This window comes from Bradyrhizobium sp. (assembly GCF_028868675.1).
In the GTDB taxonomy this organism is placed as follows: domain Bacteria; phylum Pseudomonadota; class Alphaproteobacteria; order Rhizobiales; family Xanthobacteraceae; genus Bradyrhizobium.
In genome coordinates, this window is record NZ_JAGWUA010000028.1 from 1 (window position 1) to 17503 (window position 17503).

Annotated in this window: 18 protein-coding genes; 9 read left to right on the forward strand and 9 right to left on the reverse strand. The window is 66.5% G+C overall.

Annotated features, from left to right (window positions below; translation table 11 throughout):
* Positions 1 to 706, forward strand: a 706-nt coding sequence (locus KGM94_RS06180) for a branched-chain amino acid ABC transporter substrate-binding protein (protein WP_300255992.1), incomplete at its 5' end; no start/stop codon positions are given.
* 66 nt (positions 707 to 772) lie between these two features.
* Here KGM94_RS06180 and KGM94_RS06185 read toward each other — a convergent pair.
* Positions 773 to 1168: a response regulator gene (locus KGM94_RS06185; RefSeq protein ID WP_300255994.1), complete on the reverse strand. Its 396-nt coding sequence runs from the start codon at positions 1166 to 1168 to the stop codon at positions 773 to 775.
* A gap of 262 nt (positions 1169 to 1430) precedes the next feature.
* Here KGM94_RS06185 and KGM94_RS06190 point away from each other — a divergent pair, with 262 nt between their 5' ends.
* Positions 1431 to 4220 carry a PAS domain S-box protein gene (locus KGM94_RS06190; protein WP_300255997.1) on the forward strand — a complete coding sequence of 930 codons (2790 nt, stop codon included), beginning with the start codon at positions 1431 to 1433 and terminating at the stop codon, positions 4218 to 4220.
* A 62-nt stretch (positions 4221 to 4282) separates the two neighbouring features.
* A complete protein-coding gene (locus KGM94_RS06195; RefSeq protein ID WP_300256000.1) occupies positions 4283 to 5278 on the forward strand; it encodes a P1 family peptidase in 996 nt (331 codons plus the stop codon).
* A gap of 105 nt (positions 5279 to 5383) precedes the next feature.
* Here the strand turns inward: KGM94_RS06195 and KGM94_RS06200 are convergent, their stop codons facing one another.
* A complete protein-coding gene (locus tag KGM94_RS06200; protein ID WP_300256002.1) occupies positions 5384 to 6130 on the reverse strand; it encodes a lysoplasmalogenase in 747 nt (248 codons plus the stop codon).
* 176 nt (positions 6131 to 6306) lie between these two features.
* Positions 6307 to 7080 carry an EF-hand domain-containing protein gene (locus KGM94_RS06205; RefSeq protein ID WP_300256004.1) on the reverse strand — a complete coding sequence of 258 codons (774 nt, stop codon included), beginning with the start codon at positions 7078 to 7080 and terminating at the stop codon, positions 6307 to 6309.
* A gap of 250 nt (positions 7081 to 7330) precedes the next feature.
* Here KGM94_RS06205 and rpe point away from each other — a divergent pair, with 250 nt between their 5' ends.
* From rpe to KGM94_RS06220, 3 genes are all read left to right on the forward strand, one after another.
* Entirely contained in the window at positions 7331 to 8032 is a 702-nt protein-coding gene (gene rpe, locus KGM94_RS06210) for a ribulose-phosphate 3-epimerase (RefSeq protein ID WP_300256006.1), read from the forward strand.
* Between the two features lie 298 nt (positions 8033 to 8330).
* Entirely contained in the window at positions 8331 to 8510 is a 180-nt protein-coding gene (locus KGM94_RS06215) for a hypothetical protein (RefSeq protein ID WP_300256007.1), read from the forward strand.
* A gap of 25 nt (positions 8511 to 8535) precedes the next feature.
* Positions 8536 to 8730 (forward strand): hypothetical protein, encoded by a 195-nt coding sequence (locus KGM94_RS06220; protein ID WP_300256008.1) that lies wholly within the window; start codon positions 8536 to 8538, stop codon positions 8728 to 8730.
* On the opposite strand, the gene KGM94_RS06225 is transcribed toward KGM94_RS06220, so the two are convergent.
* From KGM94_RS06225 to KGM94_RS06250, 6 genes are all read right to left on the reverse strand, one after another.
* Positions 8707 to 10146 carry a bifunctional serine/threonine-protein kinase/universal stress protein gene (locus KGM94_RS06225; protein WP_300256009.1) on the reverse strand — a complete coding sequence of 480 codons (1440 nt, stop codon included), beginning with the start codon at positions 10144 to 10146 and terminating at the stop codon, positions 8707 to 8709. The genes KGM94_RS06220 and KGM94_RS06225 overlap by 24 nt on opposite strands.
* 5 nt (positions 10147 to 10151) lie before the next feature.
* On the reverse strand, positions 10152 to 10892 hold the full coding sequence (locus KGM94_RS06230; RefSeq protein ID WP_300256010.1) for a metallophosphoesterase family protein: 741 nt from the start codon (positions 10890 to 10892) through the stop codon (positions 10152 to 10154).
* Between the two features lie 134 nt (positions 10893 to 11026).
* Positions 11027 to 11632 carry a hypothetical protein gene (locus KGM94_RS06235; RefSeq protein WP_300256012.1) on the reverse strand — a complete coding sequence of 202 codons (606 nt, stop codon included), beginning with the start codon at positions 11630 to 11632 and terminating at the stop codon, positions 11027 to 11029.
* Positions 11625 to 12299 (reverse strand): hypothetical protein, encoded by a 675-nt coding sequence (locus KGM94_RS06240; protein ID WP_300256013.1) that lies wholly within the window; start codon positions 12297 to 12299, stop codon positions 11625 to 11627. Before KGM94_RS06240 ends, KGM94_RS06235 begins: the two co-directional genes overlap by 8 nt.
* Positions 12289 to 13050 carry a MotA/TolQ/ExbB proton channel family protein gene (locus tag KGM94_RS06245; protein WP_300256014.1) on the reverse strand — a complete coding sequence of 254 codons (762 nt, stop codon included), beginning with the start codon at positions 13048 to 13050 and terminating at the stop codon, positions 12289 to 12291. The genes KGM94_RS06240 and KGM94_RS06245 overlap by 11 nt, the downstream gene beginning before the upstream one ends.
* A 208-nt stretch (positions 13051 to 13258) precedes the next feature.
* Complete coding sequence (locus KGM94_RS06250; protein ID WP_300256015.1) at positions 13259 to 13846, reverse strand: TetR family transcriptional regulator; 588 nt, start codon at positions 13844 to 13846, stop codon at positions 13259 to 13261.
* A 483-nt stretch (positions 13847 to 14329) separates the two neighbouring features.
* On the opposite strand from KGM94_RS06250, the gene purB reads away from it, so the two are divergent.
* From purB to KGM94_RS06265, 3 genes are all read left to right on the forward strand, one after another.
* Positions 14330 to 15637 carry an adenylosuccinate lyase gene (gene purB, locus KGM94_RS06255; protein ID WP_300256017.1) on the forward strand — a complete coding sequence of 436 codons (1308 nt, stop codon included), beginning with the start codon at positions 14330 to 14332 and terminating at the stop codon, positions 15635 to 15637.
* A gap of 130 nt (positions 15638 to 15767) precedes the next feature.
* Complete coding sequence (locus KGM94_RS06260) at positions 15768 to 16940, forward strand: M20 aminoacylase family protein (protein WP_300256019.1); 1173 nt, start codon at positions 15768 to 15770, stop codon at positions 16938 to 16940.
* Between the two features lie 245 nt (positions 16941 to 17185).
* Positions 17186 to 17470: a hypothetical protein gene (locus KGM94_RS06265; RefSeq protein ID WP_300256021.1), complete on the forward strand. Its 285-nt coding sequence runs from the start codon at positions 17186 to 17188 to the stop codon at positions 17468 to 17470.
* The last annotated feature ends 33 nt before the right edge of the window (positions 17471 to 17503 follow it).

Genomic DNA, 17503 nt, shown 5'->3' on the forward strand with positions numbered 1-17503 from the left:
GCGCGTCTGCGGCCGCGACGACCAGCAGGGCCTGATCGCTGCCCAGTTCATCGCCAAGAACTTCAAGGGCAAGAACATCGCGATCCTCAACGACAAGACCACCTACGGCAAAGGTCTCGCCGACGAGACCAAGAAGGCGCTCAACAAGGCCGGCATCACCGAGAAGATGTACGAGTCCTACAACAAGGGCGACAAGGACTTCAACGCGATCGTCTCGCGCCTGAAGAAGGACAACATCGACCTCGTCTACGTCGGCGGCTACCATCAGGAATCGGGACTGATCCTGCGCCAGATGCGCGACCAGGGCTTGAAGACGGTGCTGATGGCCGGCGACGCGCTCGCCGACAAGGAGTACGCCTCGATCACCGGCCCGGCCGGCGAAGGCACGCTGTTCACCTTCGGCCCCGATCCGCGCAACAAGCCGACCGCCAAGGCGATCGTCGAGCGCTTCAAGGCCAAGAACATCGACCCCGAGGGCTACACGCTCTACACCTACGCCGCGATCCAGGTCTGGTCGCAAGCCGCGAAGAAGGCCGGCACCACCGACGCCAAGAAGGTCATGGCGACCATCAAGGCCGGCAAGTGGGACACCGTGATCGGACCGATCGAGTATGACGCCAAGGGCGACATCAAGCAGATCGACTACGTCGTCTACAAGTGGGACGCCAAGGGCGGCTACACCGAGATCGGTGCCAAGGGCTCCTGATCTCCATCGGCGGAGAGATTTCGTCGTCGAACGCCCCGGCTCGGCCGGGGCGTTTTTTCGTGCGGATCAGAGCGCCGCCGCCGGGCGGCCACTCGCCGGCTCGCCGGCCGACTGCGCCGCCTCGAGCGCCTGCAGGAGATCGTTGGGACGGAACGGCTTTTGCAGGCACGCCACGTTCCCAAGCTCGCTCGACTGCTCCATGAAGTCGAGCGCGGTCATGCCGGAAACCGCAACGATCGGGAGCCCGGGCGCGCGCTCGCGGATCGCCGCGATGACGTCGACGCCGCTGGCATCGGCCAGAAAGATGTCCACGATCGCAGCGTCGAACGTGGATTCGCCGAATGCCTTCAACCCGGCCGCGCCGCTCTCCGCCTCGACCACCTCGAAACGATTGACCCGGAGCACGATGGACATCATCGCACGGACGTCCTTCTGGTCGTCGATGACGAGAATGCGGTGCATGGGAACAACTCCCGGCGTCCTGGAATTGATATCGGTCGAATACACGGCATTCCCGAGCCGGGAAGCCATGGGTGCGAAGCCGCCATTATTTCTCGGGGCCAGTAAAGGTCATGTTACCCGTTGTCCGGCTCGTCGCTCTCAAAAACGCTAGTAATATATAACCGTTGATTGAGTCGCGCACGCCTATCCTCCGATCACGCACCATGACGGCTGTCTGGAGGAGCGTGGCGCCCGCTCCGAGGGAACCAGCGAGGCGCGATGCATGCCGGTCGGTGAGAGGATGAGGGTGGCGGGGAGCGACAGAAGCGCCTTTCTTTCGACCTTGCCTCCCGATCGCAGTGATCGCAACGCGGCGCTCGCCGTCGTCGGCATATCCTCGATCCTGTTCGCGCTCGCCGTTCCCTTCGCCGGCGTTCCACTGCCTCCGGTTCCGGCCTTCGTCGCCAGCCATCAATCCGCGCTTGCCGTCAGCGACACGATCACCGCAGTGCTGCTGTTGTCGCAATTCGCGGCGCTGCGGACCCGCGCGCTGATCATGCTTTCGACCGGCTATCTGTTCAGCGCGGCGACGGCCGTGGTCCACGCCCTCACCTTCCCCGGGCTTTTCGCCCCGGCCGGACTGCTGGGCGCCGGTCCGCAAACCACGGTCTGGCTGTACATGATCTGGCACGGCGGCTTTCCGCTGTTCGTGCTGGCCTATGCCTGGCTGAAGGAGGCCGATGGCGGCCCCAGGATCTGGGGCCTGGCGCGAAACGCGATCCTGGGCAGCGTGCTCGGGGTCGCCGCCGGCACGATCGTGTTCACCTGGATCGTCACCGCCGGGCACGACCAGCTGCCGGTGCTGTTGAGCGAGGGCAGCTACACGCCGGTCATGATCGGGGTGGTCTCCTTCGTGTGGTCGCTGAGCTTCGCGGCACTGGTTTCGCTCTGGTTCCGCAAGCCGTACAGCCTGATCGACGTCTGGCTCATGGTCGTGATGTGCGCCTGGCTGTTCGACATCGCGCTATCGGCGATCGTCAACGTCGCCCGTTTCGATCTCGGTTTCTATGCCGGCCGCATCTACGGGCTTTGTGCCGCGACCTTCGTGCTCGCGGTGCTGCTGATCGAGAACGTTCGCCTGCAGGCGCGGATGGCGGGTCTGGTCGGCGTGTTGCGGCGGCGCGCCGATGCCGAACGGGACATCAGGAGCGAGCGGGAGCGCCTGTTCAGCGCCGTCGTCCAGTCGTCCAACGACGCCGTCATCACCAAGTCGCTCGACGGCACGATCACCGCATGGAACCGCGCCGCCGAGCGCCTGTTCGGCTATTCGGCCGCCGACGCCGTCGGACGGCACATCGATCTGATCGTGCCGGAGGACCGGCGCGCGGAGGTCAAGGATATCCTGGCCCGCATTCGCAACGGCGTCGGCATCGAGCAGCAGGAGACCGTCCGCCGCCACAGGGACGGCCGCCAGCTCGCCGTGATGTTGAGCGTCTCACCGCTGCGATCGGGCGGCGGCGAGATCATCGGCGCCACCAAGGTCGTCCGCGACGTCAGCGATCGCAAACGTACGCAGCAGGCGATCGAGGAGCGCCAGCGCATCTTCGAGGCGTCGCAGGATCTGATCCTGGTCACCGACGGCTACGGCAATTTCGTCCAGGTCAGCCCGAGCGTGGCCGACATCCTCGGCTTCGAGCCGGAGGCCATGATCGGACGCAATGCCGTCGATTTCGTCCATCCCGACGATCTCGAGGCCACGCGCGAGGAAATGCGCGCCGCGCGTCGCGGCCAGGTCAAGCGCAGCTTCGAGGCGCGCTACTTCCACCGCGACGGTCACGAGGTGACGCTGAACTGGATGGGCACCTGGTCGGAGCCGGTCAGGCGCCATTTCTTCATCGGGCGCGACCTCACCGAGAAGCGCGCCGCGGAAGCCCAGATCAGGCAGGTCCAGAAGATGGACGCCATCGGCCAGTTGACCGGCGGCATCGCCCACGACTTCAACAACGTGCTCACGGTCATCACCGGCACGATCGGAATCCTGTCCGACGCCGTCGCCGACCGTCCCGAGCTCGCCGCCATCACCAGGCTGATCGACGACGCCGCCGAGCGCGGCGCGCAGTTGACCAAGCACCTGCTCGCTTTCGCGCGCCAGCAGCCGCTGCAGCCGCGCGAGATCGACGTCAACGCCCTGGCGCTGGAGACCGCCAAGCTCCTGCAGCCGACGCTGGGCGAGCAGATCGCCATCACCATGCAGCTCGCCGAGGCTACATGGCCGGCGCTGGTCGATCCGAGCCAGCTCACCACCGCGATCCTCAATCTCGCCCTCAACGCGCGCGACGCCATGCCCGACGGCGGCAAGCTCGTGCTGGAGACTCGCAACGTCTCCCTCGACGAAGGCTATGCGGCAGTGAATGCCGACGTCGCCGCCGGCAACTACGTGATGATTGCGGTCAGCGACACCGGCAGCGGTATTCCGGCCGATCTCGTGGAACGGGTCTTCGACCCCTTCTTCACGACCAAGGAGGTCGGCAAGGGCACCGGGCTCGGGCTGAGCATGGTGTTCGGCTTCGTCAAGCAGTCGGGCGGGCACGTCAAGATTTACAGCGAGGAAGGCCACGGCACGAGCGTCAAGATCTATCTGCCGCGCTCGACCGGGACGGACGAAACCGCTTTCGAGGCGGCGCAGAACGGGCACGTCGAAGGCGGCCATGAGACGATCCTGATCGTCGAGGACGACGCGCTGGTCCGCCAGTATGTGGCGACCCAGATCAGGGGCCTCGGCTATACCGCGCTGGAGGCGGCCGATGCCGCGGAGGCGCTCGCCCTGATCGACGGCGATGCCGTGATCGACCTGCTCTTCACCGACGTGATCATGCCGGGCCAGATGAACGGCCGCCAGCTCGCCGACGAGGCGGCCCGCCGCCGCCCGCAACTGAAGACGCTGTTCACCTCGGGCTATACCCACAACGCCATCGTCCATCACGGCCGGCTCGACTCCGGCGTGCTGCTGCTCGCAAAGCCCTACCGCAAATCGGAGCTCGCGCGGATGATCCGCACCGCGCTTGGCAGTTGAGCGCGCGGCGCGGCTGCGATATCGCTTGATCCGAGTTGCCTTCAGCCGCCCGGAGCGCCGTCGTGAAAAACCTGCTCACCGATATCGCCGGCGTCCGCGTCGGACATGCCGACGACGCGAGGCTCGCCTCCGGCGCGACCGCGATCGTGTTCGACGCGCCGGCGGTGGCCGCGATCGACGTGCGCGGCGGCGGGCCCGGCACGCGCGAGGATGCGCTGCTCGATCCCGCCAATACGGTCGAGCGTGTCGACGCGCTCGCGCTGTCCGGTGGCTCGGCCTTCGGTCTCGACACCGCCGGCGGCGTGCAGGCCTGGCTCGCCGAGCGTGGCCGCGGCTTGAGAATCCGCGACGCGGTGATCCCGATCGTGCCCGGCGCGATCGTGTTCGATCTGCTCAATGGCGGCGACAAGGCCTGGGGCCGCTTCTCGCCCTATCGCGATCTCGGCCATGCGGCCGCGGAAGCGGCCGGCTCCGATTTCGCGCTCGGCAGCGTCGGCGCGGGCCTTGGCGCCACGACTGCGAACTTCAAGGGCGGGCTCGGCTCGGCGTCCGCGACGACGCAGGACGGCGTCACGGTCGCAGCGCTCGCCGTGGTCAACGCGGTCGGCAGCGTCACCGTGGGCGACGGTCCGTGGTTCTGGGCCGCGCCGTTCGAGGTCGGCGACGAGTTCGGCGGCCGCGGCCTGCCGGCCTCCTTCACGCCCGGCATGCTCGAGATGCGCATCAAGGGCGGACCCGCGGCGAGCCCGCGCGAAAACACCACGCTCGCGGTCGTCGTCACCGACGCCACGCTGACCAAGACGCAAGCCAAGCGGCTTGCCATGATTGCGCAGACCGGCGTTGCGCGCGCCATCTATCCCGTGCACGCGCCGCTCGACGGCGACGTGCTGTTCGCCGCCGCCACCTGCGCAAAGCCGGTCGAGCCGCTGGTCGGCCTGACCGAGCTCGGCATGGTCGCCGCCAATGTCGTTGCGCGCGCGATCGCCCGCGGCGTCTACACCGCGACCGCGCTGCCGTTTGCGGATGCGCAGCCGGCGTGGAAGGACCGGTTCGGGTAGAAGCATGATCCGGAAAAGCGTGAAGCGGTTTTCCAAAATGGATCATGCTCAAATAAAAGGCCGGATCCGCCCACGCGGCCATCGAGCCGCGGCTCATATGCGCGATCAGGCGACGCGATCTTCCGAATTCGACGAGGTCTGGCCTATTTCGGCGCGGCTGGTCGCATCAGTCGACCGCGCGAACAGCCATTGAGCGATATAGTAGGAGCCGAGCACCCAAAGCGATTGGCCCGGAATGGTCCAGCGGAAACGTCCATAGGCGAGGATCGTATCGCTGATCAGGAACAAGACGCCGCCCATGGCTGCCAAGCGCGCCGCTTCTCCGGCCGGCGTTCCCCGCGGCATCCGGCTTGCCCGCGACACGGCCTGGGCGGCCATGAAGGCGAGAGCCGCAGCGTAGAGCGCCACAGGCAGTCTCATGGCGGCGGGCACTGCATTCCAGAGGCCGGCTACCATCAAGAGTGCAACGACGGCAAAACCGGCAAAGATCGGCCACTCGCCGGGACGCGCATCGCGCGTCAGCGCATAGATGTAGGCGCAATGCGTCAGCAGAAAGCAGACGAGCCCCCAGAGAAAACGGTCACCCGGGAGCATGAGGAAGACGTCCCCGGCAAGCGCAAACGCCAGACCGGCGGCGATCGCCCGCCGGTAGGTCGTCATCGAGGCGTTTCGCAGGACCATGACGATGAGCAGCGCCGTCGCGGTCGGCTTCGTCAGATAGTGTAGCCATTGCCAGGCTCCCTGACGATCACTCGCGAGCAGGCCGCCGCAGATGGCGCCGATCGCGCAGAGGAAGAACGCCGTCTGAAGAAGGCGATTGTCGTTGGCGACGGATGGCGCGCCTCGCTCCATTGTCTTTCCCCAAACACGGTCAGCATCGCGGGCCGCCACCGCTCCCGTCATCGCCGGGCCTTGGGTCCGGCGATCCCGTGTCCTGCCGTCAGGAATGCCTGGAGGCGATCAGTGAAGCGGGACACAGGGGGTGCCCGCATTCTGCGGGCATGACGACTGGGAAGGCGGAAACGCGATCAGGCCGTCATCGATACGGCCGAGGATGCGGTCGAGGTCGAGATCGCCTGCGCCTCGCGCTGCATCATCTGCTCGAACCAGTTGTAGGGCGAGTTGGCGGAACTCGAAGCGCTGGAGGCGCCGGGCGTCGTCATGGAGACCTTGAAGCCGTCGGCATATTTGACGGTGGTCGTGGTCGAGCCGTCGGCATTGGTGACCGAAGTCGAGGTCGACCCGCCGCTCGCCTGCGTCGAGGAATCCGAGCCGTCGCCGGCGCCGCTCGCACCGGCCGCATGGTGGTGATGACGGTGCCCGGCGCCCTTCAGCGCTTTCGACATCTCGTCGAGGCTGACGCTGCCGTCCGAATTCGCATCAAGCTTGGAGAAAACGTCATCGGCCTGCGCCAGATTGGTGCCGCCGGCGCCCAGCGCGTTCTCGAATTCCGACTTGGTGATCTTGCCGTCGCCGTCGGCGTCGATCTGCGAGAACAGGTCCTTCAGCGCGTCCTGCCGGCTGGTCGGGGACGATGTCGATGTCGTCGATCCCGTCGCGGACTGGCTTTGGGCCGCGAGCAGCGCGCTCATGGTCTCCGGCGAGATCTGCGGGCGGTTGCCGGAATTGACCCAGGACAACGCGTCGGTCGAGTTGCTGCTCGTGTTGCTGCCGCTGTCGAAGGCGAACGGGTTGGCCGTGCCATGGCCGAAGCCGGTCTGTTGCGTGGCCGAGGATTTCTGCGACGTCAGCGACTGCAGCGCGTCGAGCGCGGAGGACACGGCACCGAGGGCGAACAACATTGTCGACAACTCCAACCAGCGCCGCAGGTCGCGGCCAATGCTGACGAAGAGACCAGCAAGCACCGTGCCAGCGCAAAAACCTCAATGAAATCGGCCCTTGCGGCCTCTCGCGGCACCGGCATGCCCCGGCAATTCGTGCCGAAGCGGCAGATTTTTCCACCCACGGGAGGCGCGTCCTGGGCGCATTGCTCCCGGTCATCCCCCATGTTAGGCGAGGCCCGTCCTTCAAGCGTCCGCGGGGAACAGCCTCATGACCCAGCCCTTCGCCCCCCGACCCCTGGTGATCGCGCCGTCGATCCTGGCCTCCGATTTCTCCAGGCTCGGCGAAGAGGTGCGCGCGGTCGATGCCGCCGGCGCCGACTGGATCCATCTCGACGTGATGGACGGGCATTTCGTTCCCAACATCTCCTATGGGCCCGACGTCATCAAGGCGATGCGGCCGCATACGAAGAAGGTCTTCGACGCGCATCTGATGATCGCGCCGTGCGACCCCTATCTCGAAGCCTTCGCCAAGGCGGGCTGCGACCACATCACCGTGCACGCCGAGGCGGGGCCGCATCTGCACCGCTCGCTGCAGGCCATCCGCGCGCTCGGCAAGAAGGCCGGCGTCTCGCTCAACCCGGGCACGCCGATCAGCGCGCTCGAATACGTCATCGACCTCGTCGACCTCGTGCTGGTGATGTCGGTCAATCCCGGCTTCGGCGGCCAGGCCTTCATTCCCTCCGCGCTCGGCAAGATCCGCGACATCCGCGCGATGACCGCGGGCCGCCCGATCGACATCGAGGTCGACGGCGGCGTCGGACCCGACGTTGCCGGCTCGCTGGCCGCGGCCGGCGCCAACGCCTTCGTGGCCGGCACCGCCGTGTTCAAGGGCGGCACGCAGGAGGCCTACAAGACCAGCATCGCCGCGATCCGCAATGCGGCCGCATCCGCGCGCGGCGAGGCGATCTGAAGCCGCGAAAGCGCAGCACACCCGCCTTGCGGCTCTCGCGGACGTCGCCGGGCCGCGAAGAATAGTTCGTCGAATCCGTATTCCTCCGGGCTTCCCCGATTCGCGCAAATCACATCACAAATGCGCTCCCAGTTTTTCGGGAGCGCATCATGACGACGACCCTGGTCCCGAGTGGCGTGGCGTTGTGTCCTGGCGTTCATGCGGCGATCGCGCCGCGCTGCAGCAGGTGTACCCGGCCGGAAAAGGTCGGGATTTCAGCCCGCGTCGCCCCGGCCGATCGGGGCGTGGCGTGACGCCGATGCAGATTGCGATCGTGAAGCGTCGGCCGAAGCGCAGATGCCGCATCCCGCGGCGCCCGCATCCGGACCTCGACTTCTTCTTCGGCCGCTACGAGCGCGCCGATCTCAAACCCGTCAACGAGACCCGGACCGACGTTCCGGAACTGGAGCGCCAGTTCCGGCCGCAGCCCCGGCATTGAGATCCCCCTTTCCGGAATACGCGAGATGAATCCACTTTGCCCCCACTGCCTGACCGAGATGTCCAAGGCAGCCGCGTCGCGCAACCTGTTCCACTGCGAGCCGTGCCACGAGATCATCCAGTTCTTCGCCGTGAGCTCCGACTCCAGCGACGTCGGTCCGCAGTTCTGGCTGCCGATCCGCCGCAAGCGCGGCGGCTTAGCCGGCGGCTTCGCTGGCTGACGCTTCTCCGGAGTCCTCCGCCAGCCGCTGCGGCCGCACCACGGTGACGGTGCAGGAGGCTTCCGCCGCCACCTTGGCCGAGACGCTGCCGAGCAGCGTGCGCTTGAACGAGCTTTGCCGCGCGCCGATGATGATGTGGTCGACCGAGTTGGCCTCGGCGAACTCCAGCAGCGCCGCGGCGGGGTCGACCGCCTCCAGCACATGCGCCGAGAGCCTGCTTTCGTCGAGCCTGAGCGGCGTCGCCCAGTGGCGCAGCGCCACCAGCCGGTCGACATGCTTGTTGGAGCCCCGCTCGTCCAGCGTCCGGTCGATGGCGATGCGGCTGAGCTTCAGCACGTTGACGCAGGCAAGCCGTGCCGCGGGCAGGGTCGCGAGGATCCGTTCAACGGTGACGCGCAGCGCCTCGTTCAGCTCGGGCGCGCCCTCGGCGGTGTCGAGCGCGACCGCGACGATCGGGCTCGAGGCGATTTGCGCCGCGACGTCGGCTTTGCGTTGCGGCTGCGTCACGTCGCGGTTGAACCGGCGCCGCAACACCGTGGAGAGCGGATCGCGCTTGAGCCGCTCCGAGCGCGCGGTCAGCCTGACCTGGTCGGGGTGCACGAGATCGAAGGCGAGCTGGGAGGCGGTCGGATACCGCCACACCGGCTGGATCTCCAGGCAGCGCAGCACCACCTCCTGCAGCCAGGGCGGATAGTCGGCGCGCAGCGCACGCGGCGGATAGGGATCGCGCCACAGCCGGCGCCGCATAGCCCGCAGCGTCTCGCCCTCGCCGAACGGCCGTTCGCCGGTGGTGAAGAAATAGAGCAGCACGCCGAGCGAAAACAGATCGCTGCGCGGATCGTCGCGCGATCCCAGCAGCCGCTCCGGCGCCATGTAGGGCGCGGTGCCGTAAGGCAGGCGAAACTCCTCCTGCAGCAGGTCCGGCAGATCGGTATGGTGCGACAGGCCGTAGTCGATCAGCACCGCCTCGCCGCTCTCGCGGAACATGATGCTGCTCGGCTTGATGTCGTGATGGATGACGTTCTGCCGGTGCAGGTCGGCGAGCGCGGCCGCGATCCTGGCGACGAGCGCCCGCGCCTCGTCGTAAGGCAGCGGCAGGTCGGGCAGCCGCTTGTAGAGCGTGGTACCGGGAATGCGCTCGATCACGACATAGGCCTGCCTGGCGAAATCGCCGGTGCCGAAGCAGGTCGGCACGTGCGGCCCGGCCAGTCGCGGCAGGATCATCATCTCCATCTCGAAGGACACGATCGCCGCCGGATCCTCGCCCTCGGAGACGCGCGGAATCTTCATCAGCAGCGGCACGGAGATGCCGGGGTGGGTGACGCTCCACAGCGTCGCCATGCCGCCGGAATGCACGCATTCGCCGATCGTGTAGCCGTCGATCTCGGCGCCGGACTTGACCAGGGTTTTCGGCATCGTTCTCAGCGCCCCTGCGCCAGCCGGTCGGCCAGCCAATGCGGCAGGCCGTTCTCGCGGATACGGGACGCGGCCGCATCGATGTCGTAGGGCACGCGGCAATAGGTGATCTGGCAGCTCTCGGTATCGAACAGCACGAAGGACGCCGCGGGATCGCCGTCGCGGGGCTGGCCGACCGAGCCGAGCACCGCGAGCCATTGCCGTCCGCGCAAGAGCTGCACCGGCATGTCGGTCTTCGGCGAGAAGCTCGTCATCTTCGCCGTCACCGACATCGAATAGAGCGTGGGCCGGTGGATGTGTCCGCAGAAGGTGACGTGGGCGGGCGTCGCAATCAGGCTCTTGGCGGCGTCCGTGGTCGAGCGGACATAGGTCCACCGTGCCGGGCTCGAGGCTTCCGAATGCACGAACAGCCGCTCGCCTTCATCCACCGTCATCGGCAGCTCGGCGAGAAAGCGCCGCTGGGCGGCGTCGAGCCGTCCGCGGGTCCATTCGATGGCGACCTGGGCCTCGGCATTCATGGTCTCGAGCGACGAGCTGACCGCCTGGTCGTGGTTGCCGCGCACCGCCAGCGCGCCCTGCCCGACCAGCTCCATCGCGGTATCGACCACCCATTCCGGATCGGCGCCATAGCCGACGAAATCGCCGAGCAGGACCACTCGCTCCGCGCCGCGCGCCCGCGCCGCCTTCAGGCACGCGTCGAAGGCCTGCCGGTTGGCATGGATATCCGAGAACACAGCAAGCAGCACGCAGCCTCCTCCAGAGTCAGGATATTCAGCGCAGCGACCGGGGGCTTGAGCGATATCAAACGCCAGCATGCGCCGTCATGAGCCGATTTTCCAGTTGCGCATGGCCAGGATGCCATTCCGCCGCAGGACCGGATTTATTGTTCGTCCTTGGGCGGCATGCGGGGCGGCGGCAGCGGCGCGAAGACCACGCCCTCGGAGCCGGGTGACGGCACCTTGAACTCGCCGGTCGAGGAATCCCCGCCGCTCGTCTCGAGGATGGCCTTCGGCGTCACATACTCGCGCACCACGTCGATGATGGTGCCTTCGCCGCCGCCGAAATCCGCGGCACGGCCGCCCTGCGGATGACCGGCCGCGATCTCGTTCTCGGCAGCGTGGGTCTTCTCGGCCAGCGCATCGCTGTAGGGAACGCGGTAGGCTCTCGGCACGCCGCTCGGCCGGTTGTCCTCGTCGAGCTCCTCGACCCACAGATAGATCGAGCCGGGATCGCCCTCCAGCGAATGCGGCTCCACGATCCGCGACTTCAACAGCTTGAACGTGACGGGGAGCCGCTCCGTGCTGGCCCAGCCGAGCAGCCCGCGCATGCCGCCGAAGCTCACGACATAGAAGGCGCTGGTCACGACGACGGCGGCGGCTTTCAGCGACCAGTGCAGGCGTCCATAGACCAGCACGACCAGCAGCAGCGCGCCGAGCAGCGCGTAGCCGACCGAGAGGATGAGGATGACCGACTGCAGGCTATTCACGGCCCAGCATCCTGACGCCGGTCTTGGGATCGAGGTCGGCGCCGTTGGCGCGCCTGTTGCGGAAGGTCTCCAGCAGCGATTTCGGCCGCTGCTGCACGTCGACCACCCTGCCCTCGGCGTCGAGCCGGAAGCGCACGGCGGTCTTCTCGTCGCCGGTGTGGTTGACCGTCACCTTGTCGTCGAAGACCACCTGGGCGATGGGATTGAGCTTCTGCACCTTCACGATCGCCGGGACGGGCTCGCCGGTCGTCGCCTGGAAGTGCGAGACGTTGACGGTGTATTCGCCGGCGAGGATACCGCGCACCGTGACGATCTCCTCGCGGATGGGCGAAGCGATCTTGCGGCCGTTGACCATGATGAAGTCGTTGGCGCCGCCACGATCGTCGCGGTCGAGCGTCAGGAAGCCGGCCTCGCGATGCCGGTACCACGAGATGTTGCCGACGGGGTCCTGAACGAACAGGTCGAGATCGTCGGGGTGATTGTCGGGCCAGTCGAGCGTGATGATGAACTCCGCCTTGGAGTCGATCTTGCCCTCCTTGGAGTCGGGCGAGACGGCGAGCAGCGCGAGGAAGAACAGGAAGGCGATCACCTGCAGCGCCTTGAACAGCATGACACCCAGGGGATCGAACGGCTCCTCGCGCGGATAGAGGCCGAAATCATCCAGCATGACGGCGTTCCAGGGCCGGGGTCACATGGGTTTCGGTCAGCACGACGGCATCGGAGAACACCCGCTGCGTCGCGGCGTCGAGCATGTAGTACTGGATGCGAACCAGGATCGAGCCGACGAGACCCGCGAGCGTCGTGTACATGGCGACAGCCATGCCGTCGCTCATCAGACCCATCGAGGATTTCATGGCGGCCTTGTCGGCGGCGTCGAGGCCGGCGATCGGCGCCAGCATGATGATGAAGCCGATGATCGTGCCGAGCAGGCCGAGCTTCATCAGCGTGTCGGACACGAAGGCGCCGAACCCGTTCGACCCGCGCAGCCGGTCGGCCAGCGTCCGCAACAGCAGCGTCTGGTCGACGCGGTGATAGTCCTGCGCCGCCGCCTTGGTCACCAGGCTGTCGATGTGGTCGCGGACGAGCCCGCGCGGCAGCACCGTCTCGTTCGGCTCCAGCGCCTTGCCGCCGGCCGGCGACGACAGCACCGCGCGGCAGCGCCGGGCCGCCGCGGCCTCCCGGGCGATCGCGCGGGTACGGACGAAGCAATGGCCGCACGTGACGACGTAGAGAACCGCGATCAGGCTGGAGATATAGGTGCGGTCCGAGACCAGCATCAGGCGGATCAGCCCGTAGCGCCACAGCAGCACGGCGGCGAAGACCGAAAGACCCGTGAAGATCATCCAGAGCAGGAGCGCGCTGCGCTCGGACGAATCGGCTGCGGCAAACGCGCCCTGTTCAACGGTCGTGGAACTCATGCCGAGCACCTCCCGCCTGCAGCGTTGCGCGACCCTGATGGATCAAAGCCGCGAGCCGGGCCCAGTGAGGTACCGCATGCGATCCCCCCAATCGTCGGGCAGGCGACAGTAACAACAGCGTCGTTTCTTGCCAATTGCCGGACGCGTGAGCGTTGCGGTTCGCATCGTGTCGATGCAATGGATCCGCAGCGTGATCCGCTGCTGAGCGTTACGCCGCCTGCAATCCGCGCAGCAGAAGCGCGAGCAGCGCGTCGATGCGCGCGGGCAGTTCGGGATCCTTCCACTCGGCGGCATGCGCCGGGTGGTGATAGCGGCTGGTCGCATCGAAAATCGCCACCGCGGTCGCCTTGGCGTCGCCGATGTGGAACACGCCCTGCTTCACGCCGTCCGTCAGGATGCAGGCGACCTGGTCGATCAGGCAGTCCTTGTGGCACTTGACCGCCGCGCAGGCCTCGCGCGCCAGAGTCAAATAGGTCTGGAACATCTCGGGATCGTCGCACAGGCGCGCCTGCTTGGCCGCAAACAGCGTGCGCAGCCAGCGGCCAAGACGGTCCGGCGCGGAACCCGTTTCCTCCGCGATCTGGCGCAGCGGCGTGTCGAAGCGATCGAGCCAGCGCTTGGCCACCGCCTCGCGCAGCGACGCCTTGCTCGGAAAATGGCGATAGACACTGCCGTGGCTGACATCGAGCGCGCGGGCAACGTCCACCACCGTGGCCTTGGCAAGACCATAACGCCGCAACACGTCCTCGGTGACCTCCAGAATACGCTCGGGGGTCAAGACCACGGCTTCATTCATGCCAGCACCATGTTCCCGTTGAATGGGTTTCGGTCGGTCGGCCTACCCCGTCAGTGCGTCAGTTTCGCGGCCTGCGCCGCAATCTGCCGCGCCACCTGCAAGTTGAGCCAGCGTCCAATCCGTCCCGTCAAATTCACGATCTCGCTCGTCATCGTCGTACTCTCCAATCGCAACGGCCTGCCCTGAATACGGCCCTCGATCCCTTTTGTTTCGGATCGCGAGCTCCCCGTCGGACGGGCCGCGGGACGCCCATTCCCAGCATCTGCAGATGCAGATGCAGATAGCATATCTCGATGACAGATTTCAATATCTGTTAGACAATCTTCCGTGATTGTCAACGTATTTGGATACCGCCAATCCTTCTCCGCTCATTTCAGCCAGCCGATTTGTTTCACCCCGGCCTGTCTGGTAAGTCACGGCGTAAAAAACATTTGGCTGGAGCCGCAGCTTGCGCGCGCCCGCCCACCTGCCTGGAGTGTCGAGATGATCCCCCGCTATACCCGCCCGGAAATGGCCGCGATCTGGGAGCCGCAGACACGCTTCAAGATCTGGTTCGAGATCGAGGCGCATGCGGCGGACGCGCTGGCCGAGCTCGGCACCATCCCCAAGGAGGCCGCCAGGACGGTCTGGGAGAAGGCTAGCTCCGTCACCTTCAACGTCGAGCGCATCGACGAGATCGAGCGCGAGACCAAGCACGACGTCATCGCCTTCCTGACCCATCTCGCCGAGATCGTCGGGCCCGAGGCGCGCTTCGTGCACCAGGGCATGACCTCCTCCGACGTCCTCGACACCTGCCTCAACGTACAGCTCACCCGCGCCGCCGACCTGCTGCTCGCGGACCTCGACAAGGTGCTCGCCGCGCTGAAGAAGCGCGCCTTCGAGCACAAGATGACGCCGACCATCGGCCGCTCGCACGGCATCCATGCCGAGCCCGTCACCTTCGGGCTGAAGCTTGCCTATGCCTACGCCGAGTTCTCGCGCGCCCGCGAGCGCCTGGTCGCCGCGCGGAAAGAGGTCGCGACTTGCGCGATCTCCGGCGCGGTCGGCACGTTCGCCCAGATCGATCCGCGCGTCGAGGCGCATGTCGCGAAGGCCATGGGGCTTTCGCCGGAGCCGATCTCGACGCAGGTGATCCCGCGCGATCGCCATGCGATGTATTTTGCCACCCTCGGCGTGATCGCCTCGTCGGTCGAGCGCATTGCGGTCGAGATCCGCCACCTGCAGCGCACCGAGGTGCTGGAAGCGGAGGAGTTCTTCTCGGAGGGACAAAAGGGTTCTTCCGCGATGCCGCACAAGCGCAATCCCGTGCTGTCGGAGAATCTCTCCGGTCTCGCGCGCATGGTACGCGCCTATGTGACGCCGGCGCTGGAGAACGTCGTGCTCTGGCACGAGCGCGACATCTCGCATTCCTCGGCCGAGCGCATGATGGGCCCGGATGCCACCGTGACGCTCGACTTCGCGCTGATGCGGCTCGCCGGCCTGATCGACAAGCTCCTGGTCTATCCCGCCAACATGCAGAAGAACCTCGACCGGCTCGGCGGCCTCGTGCATTCGCAGCGCGTGCTGCTGGCGCTGACGCAGAAGGGCGCGAGCCGCGAGGATTCCTACCGGCTCGTGCAGCGCAACGCCATGCCGGTCTGGCGCGGCGAAGGCGACTTCCTGCAGCTTCTGAAGAAGGACGCCGAGGTGAAGAAATATCTCAGCGACGCCGAGCTCGAGGAGCAGTTCGACCTCGGCTATCACCTCAAGCACGTCGACACGATCTTCAAGCGCGTGTTCGGGGAGAGCTGAGCACACACCGCACTCGTGTCCCCCACGCGTTGCAGCGCACATCTGCATGACCAGCATTTCCCGTGACAATGCGGCGGGTTGCGCTACGCTGACCCGCCCCCGCGAATTCGTCACAAGAAACGGACCTCCCATGCCCATCGTCAACCGCATCGCCGCCCTGTCAGATGAAATGGCCGCCTGGCGCCACGATTTCCACGAAAATCCCGAGCTGCTCTACGAGGTGCATCGCACCGCCGGCATCGTCGCCGATCGCTTGCGCGAGTTCGGCTGTGACGAGGTAGTCACCGGCATCGGCCGCACCGGCGTGGTCGGCGTGATCCGCGGCCGCAAGACCGGTTCGGGCAAGACCATCGGCCTGCGCGCCGACATGGATGCGCTGCCGATCGAGGAGACCTCCGGCGTGCCCTATGCGTCGAAAGTTCCCGGCAAGATGCACGCCTGCGGCCATGACGGCCACACCGCAATGCTGCTCGGCGCCGCAAAATATCTCGCCGAGACGCGCAATTTCGACGGCACTGCCATCGTGATCTTCCAGCCGGCGGAGGAAGGCGGCGGCGGCGGCAAGGCCATGGTCGACGACGGGCTTATGACGCGCTGGGGCATCCAGGAGGTCTACGGCCTGCACAACATGCCGGGCCTGCCCGAAGGGCATTTCGCCACCACGCCTGGAGCGATGCTGGCCTCGTCCGACAATGTGAAGATCACGGTCACCGGCAAGGGCGGGCATGCCGGCGCGGGCCCGCACAAGGCGGTCGACAGCGTGCTGATCGGCTCGCAGATCGTCAACGCGCTGCAGTCGATCGTTGCGCGCAACGTCGATCCCCTGAAGTCGGCGGTGATCTCGATCACCCAGTTCCACGCCGGCACCGCCTTCAACATCATCCCCGAGACCGCCGAGCTCGGCGGCACGGTGCGCACGCTCGATCCCGAGGTGCGCGATCTCGTCGAGCGCCGCATCGGCGAGGTCGCCGACAGCGTGGCGCGCGCCTATGGCGGCTCGGCCGAGACGGTCTATACCCGCATGTATCCGGTGACGATGAACCACGCGCGCGAGGCCGGTGTCGCCGCGGAGATCGCGCGCGACATCGTCGGCGCCGACCGCGTCATCGACCGCGTGGTGCCGCTGATGGGCGCGGAGGACTTTTCCTTCATGCTGGAAGCGCGCCCCGGCGCCTTCATCTTCCTCGGCATGGGCGACGGCAACGAGTGCCACCACCCGGCCTACGTCTTCAACGACAACATTCTCGGCCACGGCGCCTCCTACTGGGTGCGCCTGGTCGAGAAGACGATGCCGGCGGGCTAGGTCGAAGACGGCAGGGCGGGCGGATCAGCGACGCGCGATCCGCCAGATCAGCGTGCATCACGGGGCGGGTTGGATTGGATTGAACTCAATCCCGCCCCTTGCCTGCTCGCCAGCCGCAACACGCAAGCATCCCTGCCATTCTTCCTGAGCCAGAGAGCTGGCTCGATATTGATCTCCGTCAACAAAGGGACGCAAGGGCACGGCATGTTGCCTCGGAATTTTCATCCTGCAAGGGAGAGAACCACATGACAACAAACGCCAAGCGTCTGGGACTGATGCTGGCCACAGCGCTCCTCGCGGCCGCCCCGGTGTCGCCGCATTTTTCGCCGGCGGAACTGCCCTCCATATCCCTGGATCGTGCCGATGCGAGGGTTGGGCGACCCCTGACACCGATGAGCGTGGCCGGGGTCCACCGCAGAGTGCATCGACGCGCCTATTACGGTGCAGCCGTCGGCGCCGCGGCCTATGGTGGCTATCGCTACTATGGCTATCGGCGGTGCGGCTACTATCCGTATCCACCTTGCTACTGAGGCTCGCAGCAGCGGCGTGGGATGAAGATGCCT

Excerpts from the sequence above, each read along its gene's own strand:
- KGM94_RS06185 (WP_300255994.1), bottom strand. The coding sequence starts at position 1,168 with ATGCACCGCATTCTCGTCATCGACGACCAGAAGGACGTCCGTGCGATG.
- KGM94_RS06190 (WP_300255997.1), top strand. The coding sequence starts at position 1,431 with ATGCCGGTCGGTGAGAGGATGAGGGTGGCGGGGAGCGACAGAAGCGCC.
- KGM94_RS06200 (WP_300256002.1), bottom strand. The coding sequence starts at position 6,130 with ATGGAGCGAGGCGCGCCATCCGTCGCCAACGACAATCGCCTTCTTCAG.
- KGM94_RS06205 (WP_300256004.1), bottom strand. The coding sequence starts at position 7,080 with ATGTTGTTCGCCCTCGGTGCCGTGTCCTCCGCGCTCGACGCGCTGCAG.
- rpe (WP_300256006.1), top strand. The coding sequence starts at position 7,331 with ATGACCCAGCCCTTCGCCCCCCGACCCCTGGTGATCGCGCCGTCGATC.
- KGM94_RS06215 (WP_300256007.1), top strand. The coding sequence starts at position 8,331 with ATGCAGATTGCGATCGTGAAGCGTCGGCCGAAGCGCAGATGCCGCATC.
- KGM94_RS06220 (WP_300256008.1), top strand. The coding sequence starts at position 8,536 with ATGAATCCACTTTGCCCCCACTGCCTGACCGAGATGTCCAAGGCAGCC.
- KGM94_RS06225 (WP_300256009.1), bottom strand. The coding sequence starts at position 10,146 with ATGCCGAAAACCCTGGTCAAGTCCGGCGCCGAGATCGACGGCTACACG.
- KGM94_RS06240 (WP_300256013.1), bottom strand. The coding sequence starts at position 12,299 with ATGCTGGATGATTTCGGCCTCTATCCGCGCGAGGAGCCGTTCGATCCC.
- KGM94_RS06245 (WP_300256014.1), bottom strand. The coding sequence starts at position 13,050 with ATGAGTTCCACGACCGTTGAACAGGGCGCGTTTGCCGCAGCCGATTCG.
- KGM94_RS06250 (WP_300256015.1), bottom strand. The coding sequence starts at position 13,846 with ATGAATGAAGCCGTGGTCTTGACCCCCGAGCGTATTCTGGAGGTCACC.
- purB (WP_300256017.1), top strand. The coding sequence starts at position 14,330 with ATGATCCCCCGCTATACCCGCCCGGAAATGGCCGCGATCTGGGAGCCG.
- KGM94_RS06260 (WP_300256019.1), top strand. The coding sequence starts at position 15,768 with ATGCCCATCGTCAACCGCATCGCCGCCCTGTCAGATGAAATGGCCGCC.
- KGM94_RS06265 (WP_300256021.1), top strand. The coding sequence starts at position 17,186 with ATGACAACAAACGCCAAGCGTCTGGGACTGATGCTGGCCACAGCGCTC.